Annotated in this window: 10 protein-coding genes and 2 pseudogenes; 6 read left to right on the top strand and 6 right to left on the bottom strand. The window is 68.2% G+C overall.

The genetic code is table 11. From position 1 onward, the window contains the following. Together B9G49_RS16170 and B9G49_RS06165 are read right to left on the bottom strand one after the other, a co-directional pair. Nucleotides 1-73 (bottom strand): annotated as a pseudogene (locus B9G49_RS16170) (IS6 family transposase); the annotation flags it as partial. Between the two features lie 175 nt (nucleotides 74-248). Further along, nucleotides 249-377, bottom strand: coding sequence for an AbrB/MazE/SpoVT family DNA-binding domain-containing protein (locus B9G49_RS06165; RefSeq protein WP_086215780.1), 129 nt, complete (start codon nucleotides 375-377; stop codon nucleotides 249-251). A gap of 56 nt (nucleotides 378-433) precedes the next feature. Between B9G49_RS06165 and B9G49_RS16165 the strand changes: the two genes are divergently transcribed. Continuing rightward, a complete protein-coding gene (locus B9G49_RS16165; protein ID WP_143414684.1) occupies nucleotides 434-943 on the top strand; it encodes a hypothetical protein in 510 nt (169 codons plus the stop codon). Here the strand turns inward: B9G49_RS16165 and B9G49_RS06160 are convergent, their stop codons facing one another. From B9G49_RS06160 to B9G49_RS06150, 3 genes are read right to left on the bottom strand one after another with little or no spacing between them, the layout of a single operon-like run. Then, entirely contained in the window at nucleotides 944-2,041 is a 1,098-nt protein-coding gene (locus tag B9G49_RS06160; RefSeq protein WP_086215779.1) for a site-specific integrase, read from the bottom strand. Further along, nucleotides 2,034-2,483: a hypothetical protein gene (locus B9G49_RS06155; protein WP_086215778.1), complete on the bottom strand. Its 450-nt coding sequence runs from the start codon at nucleotides 2,481-2,483 to the stop codon at nucleotides 2,034-2,036. The genes B9G49_RS06160 and B9G49_RS06155 overlap by 8 nt, the downstream gene beginning before the upstream one ends. Continuing rightward, nucleotides 2,480-2,920, bottom strand: coding sequence for a hypothetical protein (locus tag B9G49_RS06150; RefSeq protein ID WP_198943820.1), 441 nt, complete (start codon nucleotides 2,918-2,920; stop codon nucleotides 2,480-2,482). The genes B9G49_RS06155 and B9G49_RS06150 overlap by 4 nt, the downstream gene beginning before the upstream one ends. 39 nt (nucleotides 2,921-2,959) lie before the next feature. Between B9G49_RS06150 and B9G49_RS06145 the strand changes: the two are divergent. The 4 genes and pseudogenes from B9G49_RS06145 to B9G49_RS06125 form a co-directional block, all read left to right on the top strand. Further along, nucleotides 2,960-3,634 (top strand): annotated as a pseudogene (locus tag B9G49_RS06145) (secretion system protein); the annotation flags it as partial. Further along, nucleotides 3,631-5,730, top strand: coding sequence for a type II secretion system F family protein (locus B9G49_RS06140; RefSeq protein ID WP_086215777.1), 2,100 nt, complete (start codon nucleotides 3,631-3,633; stop codon nucleotides 5,728-5,730). The pseudogene B9G49_RS06145 and the gene B9G49_RS06140, both read left to right, overlap by 4 nt. Nucleotides 5,731-5,803: 73 nt before the next feature. Beyond that, nucleotides 5,804-6,475, top strand: a complete 672-nt coding sequence (locus B9G49_RS06135; RefSeq protein WP_086215776.1) for a hypothetical protein — start codon at nucleotides 5,804-5,806, stop codon at nucleotides 6,473-6,475. Nucleotides 6,476-6,832: 357 nt separating this feature from the next. Beyond that, nucleotides 6,833-7,528, top strand: coding sequence for a hypothetical protein (locus B9G49_RS06125; RefSeq protein WP_049931853.1), 696 nt, complete (start codon nucleotides 6,833-6,835; stop codon nucleotides 7,526-7,528). 40 nt (nucleotides 7,529-7,568) lie between these two features. Here B9G49_RS06125 and B9G49_RS06120 read toward each other — a convergent pair whose 3' ends face one another. Continuing rightward, nucleotides 7,569-8,057 (bottom strand): cupin domain-containing protein, encoded by a 489-nt coding sequence (locus B9G49_RS06120; protein WP_049931851.1) that lies wholly within the window; start codon nucleotides 8,055-8,057, stop codon nucleotides 7,569-7,571. 339 nt (nucleotides 8,058-8,396) lie between these two features. Here B9G49_RS06120 and B9G49_RS06115 point away from each other — a divergent pair, with 339 nt between their 5' ends. Next, on the top strand, nucleotides 8,397-9,968 hold the full coding sequence (locus tag B9G49_RS06115) for an alpha-isopropylmalate synthase regulatory domain-containing protein (protein WP_198943819.1): 1,572 nt from the start codon (nucleotides 8,397-8,399) through the stop codon (nucleotides 9,966-9,968). Nucleotides 9,969-9,996 lie beyond the last annotated feature (28 nt).

Below are 9,996 nucleotides of genomic sequence, written 5' to 3'. Positions count from 1 at the left end.
GTGTTGCTTCTCGCTCCACAAACTCTAAGTTGATATCGTCTAAACAGCCGTTGAGGCGGTCGTTTTTGGGCATAGAACACTTTGAAAACGCACCGCCTCACCTTTCAATCCTTATCTGAACACCGCCCTCACAACCGGGGCAAGCGTAATTAGCGCGGAGCGCGTACTCACTCATGACGGCCACCCGTCGTCAAGCCTACTTTCACCGTGCCCGCGCCCCCACGCGGGTGCCTTCCCGTCACTCATCGTTACGGTTCCTCCAGCGGCGTCACGTCGATCATGACGTAATCACCTTCCTCAAGGCCGAGTTCACGCCGGATGTCCGACGGGATCGTCACTCGGCCATTGTTGATTACTTTCGTCGGTGCCTGACTCATACAAGTCTGTACGAACGGTAGTAACAAGTGTATTGCCGCGTAACAACTTATTCACGATGTCCGATGACAAGCCAGCGGCGATCCTCACGAACGCACAACGGCAGTATCTAAAAGGTGAGAAGGATTACCGACCGTCAGTAGAGCGACAGGTTAAACGGAGAATTAGAAACCGCATTGAACAGGGATTAGCAGATTTCACGACCCTGTTCAGTGAACTTGAGCAAGAGGAAGTGCGCAAAGTTTTCGGAACAAACACCGCCCAGCCAGTTTCGGCAGTCGATGAAGCCAAAGACGAGACACCGAGTAGCCCGACTACGGCCGGATCGGTTCCAATGGCAATAGCATTTTTCCTCAGAGGGTTGAACTACGGTGAAAAGCCGATTCACAAAGGGCTTGATGAGATCGGAGAACAGCAACCAGCCTTCGATCACTTTGCCGAAGCAATAGAGTTCGGCGTTTCTCAGTATATCAAAGAGAAAGGCTATACGGCAAACGTGGATGTGAGCATCGAACTGGAAAACACGACTCACACCGAGGAGTTTCTTGAGGATCTGGGGAACGAATAGCTACAAGTTCAGTTTGAATATTCGTTCCCGGTAGGCTTCCTCGATATCCTCATAGTACGTGTGGAGGTAGTGCCGGATCGCCCCTTGGTCGCTTAGCTGCGACCCCCCAACCGTGTCTCCACGCATATACTTCACCAACTCTTGGTTTAGATCCTCCTTCACACGCCAGTAAGTCGTGAAGTAGTGCCGCCCGAAGTGTGACGTAATCGCCCGATTGTCTTCGGTTTCGGCGTACTCGGGGTGGAAGTTGGCTTTCCACACGTCCTTATTGATGGCCTTCTTGCGAAGTTGGTTCCGAGTATTCTTTGAGAGGAATAGCCACGGCTCTCCGTTATCTGGACGGATGAGTAGGTAGCGGACTAACACCGCCCGGAGTTCGTCATCAAGCGGGAGTAGGCGCGGCCGGCGCGACTTGTTACCCTCGCGATCGTGCGGGATATACAACGCGTTCGTGCGACCCTGTAGGCCACGGGCCGATCCCATGTCGTCGTAATGGTCCAGCACGTCGCTGTTCTGGATATGAATCTCCGAGAGTTTGATATTACACACTTCGGTCGCTCGAAGCCCGAGCTTGAGCTGTAGCGTTACGATCGCCAAGTCACGGAGATGAGTGATCCCGGAAACCACATCCTGTAATTCCTCAAGCGTCACGCGCGGGGGTTCCTTCGGCCCGTCGCCGTTCAGATTGACCGTATCCTTGGCCAATTTAATCGGGTTGTAGTCCGTCGGGTGGGGAAAGGCAGCGTCGTCTTGCCAATATTCATACGCCGAGTTCAGGTACATGAGCCGGTTCTTGACCGTTCCGTCCGCGTTCCCACGCTCTCCGCGCAAATAGTCTATGAAGCCCTTGATATGGCCCTCATTCGGGCACGCCGGGTGCCGATCAACGGTGCTCATGTGCTTTTTCCACTCCCGAAACGTCCGGTGGTATTCGCCGACCGCCGAATCCGATATGTCCTTGGTCGACAGTCGTTCCTCAACGTACACCTCGAAGGGGTCGATCCCGGTTTCCTCGAAGGTGGTCGCGTACTGTTCAAGCGGGTCTAATTCACGGCCGAACGCGTCGGCCAATTCCTGTCGGGCGTCGTTGTCACTCATCTTTTTTCTCCATTTTTCGGTTCCATATCTGTCGGGTGCTATTCTCCGCGCCAACCACGGCCATGTGGAACGGGTTGTACGTATGCTGGTGTTCGGTATGCCACAGTAGCCAGTCGTAGAATCCTTCAATCACGTTCCAGTGTTGGTAGGCTCGGTCGATACTGAACCGCTCAGCCAATTCCGCGGACCAAGCTTCCACGTCGTCGGGGCGAGCAAGAGCATGGTGCCGACCACGGCCGTCCATGTGTTCTTTCCACCGCCGAGCGAAACGGTCCCATTCCTCGCCCATCCGGTCCGATAGCTCAACGGTCGCGCGGTAGTCGGCCCATGTATCGCGGCCCTCATAGGCCGGAGCAAGGTGGTAGAGCCGTCGACCGTCCGGAACGTCGGAGAGTTCTTTGAACACGCCGAGCCGGTCGTACGGCGGTTCTGTGCGACTCACGGCCCATCACCGGCCGGGTAGTATTCTTCACCCTCCTTTTTGAGTTCCACACCTTCGAGCGCGTCAAGATGAGGCGTCAGCCGTTCGGGCACCGTGTCCGCGAGCCGTTGCCCGATCTCTCCACGCGTCGCGCCGGGGTTTTCCTCCACGAACCGGCGGATCGTCTCGCGCTCGCCACGGTGTAGTTGGTTTTCGAGCTTGTCAATCCGGTCGCGTGCGTGTTCCAGTTCGGTTTTCAAATCGTTGCGTTGCTCCCGTAGTTCACGGACCGTTTCATCCGGTTCTACACTCCCGTCAAACTTCTTTCGACCGGCTTCAACCATCGCCTGTATCCATTCAGACACAGACATATCCATGTCCGCGGCGTCGGTTTTCCAATCCTCATATTGGTCCGTCGCCGGGTAGGTCATGGCCGGCTGTGTGTCGTCGCCTGTCATACTTTGTGAGAGAGTGGCGGCCCACTCACTAATAGATATTCGCTTTACACCAGCCACGGCGTGATCGGGACGACGCACGCGGAGGACGTCGAGGCGCTGGCGAACCGCCTGCGCGAGCGCGACCTGCCCGCGCGCCTGCTGCGGGAGGTCGACCTCGTCGTCTTCCCGCGGCGGGTCGACGGCGAGCGGTACGTCTCGCGGGCGATCGAGCCGCTCTCCGAGGCCGCGTACGACGGCCTCGGCCCGGAGGCGACGCGGAGCCCGACCGGCGACCCGAAGCGCGGCGGTGCGGGCGTCGTCGAGGCGGGCGGGGAGTCCGTCCGGTACAACACGGTCGCGTGGCGCGACGGCGACGGGACGTTCCGGTTCCCCGGCGCGCCGGGCGGCGACGCGGACGGGGCGGCGTCGAGCGCGACCGCGGCGGGCGAAGCTCCGGGCGGCGGTCGGGACAGCGACCCGCTGTTCCGCGCCTTCGACCGGATCGCAAGCCGGACCGACCGTGACCGCGAGGCAGTCGCCGCCGAGTTCGCGTCGAAGCGTCGGTACGTGGAGTTCCTCGTGCGAGACGGCGTCGACGACCCGGACGAACTGTTCGAGTTCCTCGCCGACCTGCGTACCGACGAGGCCGCGACCGTCGAGCGCGCCGCGCGGATGATGGACCGCGACGACGGGGGCGAGAGCCGAGACGAGTCAGCGGCACGGAGGCGGCCGTGAGCCGGCGTCGCGCGACCGAAACGGTCGGCTCCGAGGCGAACAGCGCGAGCGCGGTCGGGACGTCCGCGGGCCAGTCGGACGCGGCGCACGCGGACCGAGCGGACGCGGCGAGTGTAGACGCGACAGGCGAGACGGGCGCGGACGACCCCGTCGCGGCGGGCGGGCGGTTCGCGGTCGTCGGCCGGGTCTGCTACGCGCTGTTCGCGCGCCACGCGAGCGACCGGCGGCACGACGCCGACCGGAAGCGGTACCGCGGCACCGCGCTCGACACCGGGTTCGAGACGTACCTCTCGGGGGCGTACGGGCTCTCGTGGATCGTCGCGGCCGCCGCTTTCCTGCCCGCGCTGGTCGTCGCGGCGGGCGCGGCGCCCGCGGTCGCGGCCGCGGTCGAGGCGCGGTTCGGCGCGGCGTTGCTCGCAGCAGGGTCGACGGCGACGCCGGCCCCGACGCCGGACTCGGTCGGCCCGCTCCGCACGGACCGGGCCGCGCTGCTCGTCGCTACCGGTGTCGCGCTCCTCGCCAAGCGCGCGACGGTCGCGGTGGCCGGACTCCACCTGCGGTGGGTGGTCGCGACGCGGCGGACGGACATCGAGCGCACCCTCCCGGGGGCGGTGCGCTACCTCGAACTGCTCTCCTCGGGGAGCGACGAGCCGCGGGCCATGCTCCGGAAGGCGGCCGACGGCGACGCGTACGGCGGCACCGCGACCTCGTTCCGGAAGGCGCTCAACGCCGCCCGGCTCGCGGGGAGCCTCGACGAGGGGCTCCGGCGCGTGGCGCGGGACACCCCGTCGCGGGAGCTGCTCGCGCCGTTCCTCCTCAAGTTCCGGAAACACGCTGCCACCGGCGACGAGGCGCTCTCCGAGTTCCTCGCGACCGAGCGCCGGATGCTCTCGCACCGGCAGGACCGCGCCCGGAAGCGAGCCCGGCGGTTCCTCGAACTGCTCACGGAGCTGTTCGTCGCCGTGTTGGTGTTGCCGGCGCTTCTCGTCATCGGCGCGACCGCGCTGTCGGTCGTGATCCCCGAGCTGCTCCCGCCGGTCTCGACGCCGGTCGGCGTGGTCCCGACCCGGGCGGTCGTCCTCTACGGCGCGGTCGCGTTCCTCGTCGCGTTCGGCCTCGCGGCGGCGGTCGCGGTGGGCACGCTCCGCCCACCGAGCCAGCGGGCGAGCTACGAGGCGCCGGCGAGCCCGCGGGCGGTCCTCGCGACCGCCGGGCGCAACCCCGCGAGCACGGCCGTCGTCGCCGCGGGGCCGGCGGTCGCCCTCGCGCTCTGGCTCGCGGTCGCGGGCTACACGCTGGTCAACGTCGCCCTCGTCGGCTACGCCGCCTTCGCGGTGCCCGTCGGGCTCGTCGCGGCGCGCCGCACGCGGATCGACGACGCGAAGGACCGCGAACTCGCCGACTTCGTCCACGCCGTCTCGGGCCACGTCGCGCAGGGGCGCCCCCTCGAGGCCGCGGTGGCGGCGGTCGCGCGCGACGCCGACCTCGGCGTCCTCGACGACGACGTGGCCGACCTGGCGTTCGCGCTGCGGTCGACGACCGCGCCCGCCGACTCGGCCCGTTCGGAGCCCGGAGCCGGCTCACCGGAGGAGCCGACCGCGGTCGACCTCCGCGGGGCCGCCATCGAGCGGTTCGTCGACCGCGTCGACACGCCGCTCGCCGCGCAGACGCTCGGGCTCGTCACGGGGGCGTTGAACGCCGGCAGCGACGCCGACGCCGTCTTCGAGACGCTCCGCATCGAGGTCGGGCGGCTGTACAGCGAGCAGCGCGCGCTCCGCTCGTCGATGCAGCCGTACATCGCCGTCGGCTGGGCCGCGGCGGTCCTCGTCGCCGGCGTCGTCGCGGTCGTCAACACGCAGGTCGTCGACGCCGCGCGGCTCGCGGAGTTCGCGGCCGCGTCCGAGGCCGTGACGGAGCCGGAGGGGGTATACCCCGAGTTGGAGCGGTTCCGACTGTACGTCGTCACGCAGGCGACCGTGCTGGCGTCCGGGTGGTTCGCCGGGACCGCCGCGCGAGGGCGGTACGCCGCGCTGCTCCACTCGGGCGCGCTGGTGGCGTGCTGTTACGTGGTGTTCACCGTGGGTGGGTTGGTGTGAGGCCGGAGCGATACCGGTGTGGACGCCGCGCCGACACGAGGCTTTTCAGCCGTGCCCGCGTAGGACCGCTCCCATGGACGAGAAGACCGCCGAACTCCGCGACCTGTTCGTCGACGCCACCGGCTCGGAGACGGTCACCGAACGCCAGGAGGCGGAGCGGGGGACCCTCGTCAATCGCGACGACGCCAGCGAGGGGGTCCGCGACCTCGTCGCCGCGATGCGGGAGCGGTACGGCTTCTCGACGCCGCTCGACGACGCCGCCTACGCGCTGGTCGCCCGCGGCCGGTTCGCAGACGAGAGCGACGCGGCGGTCGCGGCGGCGATCCGCGACGAACCCGGCGATCGCGAGGACGGCGACGCCGAGGTCGATCCGGACGATATCGACGCCGAGACCGTCCGGAAGGCGCGTCTCGACCTCCACCTCGTCCGCGAGTCGGACCGTAAGGTCGGGACCGACGACGGCGCCGACCCGCCGTTCGCGTACGCCGACCTGAAGCGGCTCACCGCCGCCGGGAACTCGATCGTCGAGTGCGCCGAGGAACTGGACGCCGCGCCGGACACGGTCGCCCGGTACGCCGCCGTCGCGCGCACCGACATCGCCTCCACGCGGGCGAACGACCGCTTCCGCGACGCGTTCCGCGACCTCCTTACCGACGCCGATATCGAGGGATCGCTCGCGAGCGACGCCCGCGAGGACGGCCTCCGCGAGGCGACCGAAGACATCGAGACGGACGTGTCCTTATAAATAGTCGACGACTGAGCGGCGGCGAACACCTCCAAAGCCCCAGCCGCTCGTTTGTAAATGGATGCTGACGGATCCGTAACGAACACCTCCAAAGCCCCAGCCGCTCGTTTGTAAATGGATGCTGACGGATCCGTAACGAACACCTCCAAAGCCCCAGCCGCGCGAGTCCTCGCGGCTGCCCCTTTGAGTCCCGCCCCGCACAGCACCGCAGCCTCACACCTCCCCAGCCTCGTCGCTGGCACCCTCCGCTTCGCTCCGGGGCCAGCGACTCCCTCGCGCGTGCTCCTCGCGCCCGGTGGGCGCTCGGAGGCACGCGCCGTCGTTCATTTATAAACGAAGCCGCGGCCAGCGGCTCGCGTGACCCTCGTCCCGTTCAGCGACTTGGCCCGCGCGGCGTACTGTCCCCGCCAACTCTACTACGTTCGGCGCGACGACGAGCGGAGCGTCCCCCCGAAGGCGCGCGAGCGCATCGGACTGGCGTTCCGGTACGACGAACTCGTCGACGCGCCCGATCGGGCGCTCCGGCAGCTTCCGCTTCACCGATCGCCCGCGGCCTACCGCCGGAATCTGGACCGGCTCCGAGAGCGCGAGGAGTACGGCTCCCTCGTCGACCCCGCGAGCGAGCGCGGGTTCCTCTCGGGCAAGGACTGCCACGGCACCGTTCACAAGGTGCTGGAACCGAGCGGAGGGGCGGAGGACCCGGACGAGACGGAACAGTCTCCCCCGCCGATTCCGACGCTGGTCTCGTCGGGCGAGCCGCCGGAGAACGGCGTGTGGGAGCCGCAGGCGGTCCGTGCGGTCGGGATCGCGAAGGCGCTGGCGTGGGAGCGAGAGCGCGAGCTACCGCGCGCGCTGGTCGAGTACCCGGCCGTCGGGGTCGTCCGTGAGGTCCGGCTCACGCTCCGGAAGAAGGCGGCGTACCGCGAGGCGCTCCGCGCGGCGCGGTCGATCGACGGGCCCCCGCCGCGCGTCGACGACGGCCGCTGTTCGACCTGCGACTACGCCGCCGAGTGCGGCACGCGGCGGCGGTCGCTCCGGTCGCTGCTGGGCTGAGGCGGCGCGGGCGGTGGTCACCGAGCGCCGCAAACGATCCTCACGGCGAAAACGACGTGCCGCACTCGGTACAGGTGAACCGGAACCGGCCCTCGTCGGTGAGTTCGGTGTCGTGGACCCGTTCTTCGCCGCAGTCACGGCACTCGACGATCGACTCGATCCGGTCCCAGTCGTGGCGCGCGCCCGGCGCGCCGATCGCCCACGCGATCACCTCCTCGTCGGCGTCCTCGGGGACGAAGCCCGACTGGAACTCGCCGGGCGCGAAGCGGATCGCCTCGTCGGGGCCGACCTCGACGCGCTCGCGCTCGCGCCCGACCTCGAACGTGGCGGTGCCCGAGCGCACGTAGAATATCTCCTCCTGGTCGCCGTGAGTGTGGAGGCCGCCGGAAAAGGCGTCGCCGGGCGCGAGCTCGAAGTAGTTCATCGCGACGTGGTCGGCGCCGAGCGCGCGCGAGACCGGCTTTCGGATGTCGTGAACGCCCATCGGGTTCGTGACGACGTCGACGTCGTCGATCGCGGCTCGCTCCATGGGCGTCGCTCTCGGGGGCGGGTCGTAATCCTGTCGCCGGCCGCGTGTGAAACCGCCGGCGTGTGACGCTCTCGCCGACCCGCGCCGAGGATCCCTCGGCGATACCCCGGGTCGCGGCGAGGATCGCTCGGCCAAACCTGACGCGACCCGGCAGTTTATATGTGTGTACATTGTTCGCACGGGTACGAATGACGCGAGACACTCGCGATCGTTCGGAGGATAGAGGAAGTCGCCTCGCGGCGGCTGGCCGCGAAATTCTCCGACGATAACGACTCCGGGGCACGACCGCCCCGCGGCGGCACCGACCCCGAGACCACCGCAGAGCCGACGGACTCCCTTTTGACCCGAACACCACTCACCGACCTCGACGAGGTACAGCTACTCGACACCACCCTGCGCGACGGCGAACAGATGCCGGGCGTCTCGATGACCCCCGGCGAGAAGGTCGACGTGGCCCGCGAGCTCGACGCCGCGGGCGTCCACCTGATCGAGGCCGGCTCGGCGTGTACCTCGGCGGGCGAGCGCGAGGCGATCAGCCGCGTCGCCGACGAGGGAGTCGACGCGACCGTGACGAGCTTCGCCCGCGGGGTGCGGGCCGACGTGGACCACGCGCTCGACTGCGGCGTCGACGGGGTGAACCTCGTCGTCCCCGCCTCCGACAAGCACGTCGAGACGAAGGTGGGGTCGACCCGCGACGAGGTCGTCGAGACGACCGTCGAACTCGTCGAGTACGCGACGGATCACGGTCTGTGGGTCGAGGTCCTCGGCGAGGACGGCTCGCGCGCCGACCTCGACTACCTCGAACGCCTGCTCGGCGCCGGGCTCGACGCCGGCGCGGACCGGATCTGCTACTGCGACACGGTCGGCGCGGCCGACCCCGAACGGACCGCCCGCGTCGTCTCGCGGCTCGCCGACCTCGGCCCGACGAGCCTCCACACCCACGACGACCTCGGGTTCGGACTGACGAACGTCCACGCGGGGCTGAAGGCCGGCGCCGACACCGTCCACGGCACCGTCCTCGGGGTCGGCGAGCGCGCCGGCAACGTCGCGCTCGAGGAGGTCGCCATCGCGCTCGGGGAGTCGTACGACGTCGACACGGTCGAGCTATCTCGGCTCTATCGGCTCTGCCGGGCCGTTTCAGAGGCGACCGGCGTCGCGCTCCCCCCGAACAAGGCCGTCTGCGGCGCGAACGCCTTCGCCCACGAGTCGGGGATCCACACGGACGGCACGTTGAAGGACGGGACGATGTACGAGCCGTACCCGCCCGAGATCGTCGGCCGGGAGCGCCGGCTCGTCCTCGGGAAGCACGCCGGGCGCGCGGGGGTGAAGGCGGCGCTCGCCGAGCACGACGTGGCGGTCGACGACGGCGAGCTGCGCGAGGTCGTCGCCCGCGTCAAGGAGCTCGGCGAGCGCGGCAAGCGGGTCACCGACGCCGACCTGCTCGCGATCGCCGACGACGTGCGCGGGCGCGAACGCGAGCGCCACGTGGAGCTCGTCGACCTCTCGGCGACCTCCGGCGGGAACCTCCCGACCGCCTCGGTGCGGCTCCGGGTCGGCGAGGACGAGCGCGTCGCCTCCGGCACCGGCGCGGGTCCCGTCGACGCCGGCCTCGAAGCGGTCCGCGCGGCGCTCGCGGGCGACGACGGCGGGCGCGGCGGGGACGCGGGCGCCGAGGCGGACGTCGCCTTCGAGCTCGACTCCTACCACGTCGACGCGATCACGGGCGGCACCGACGCGGTCGTCACGGTCGAGGTCGACCTCTCGCGGGGCGACCGCTCCGTGAGCGTCTCGGCGTCGGACGCGGACATCACCCGCGCGAGCGTCGTCGGGATGGTCGACGGGCTCGACCGGCTGCTCGCGGCGGAGGCGGACGCGGCGGACGCCGACCCGAGCGCCGTCGCCGACGACTGAGCGCGCCGGCGTCTGACGAGGTTTTTAT

Origin of the sequence: Halorubrum sp. SD683, assembly GCF_002135045.1 — an archaeon.
In the GTDB taxonomy this organism is placed as follows: domain Archaea; phylum Halobacteriota; class Halobacteria; order Halobacteriales; family Haloferacaceae; genus Halorubrum; species Halorubrum ezzemoulense.
Note: the sequence above shows the minus strand (reverse complement) of the source record. Positions and strands in the feature narration are given on the sequence as shown.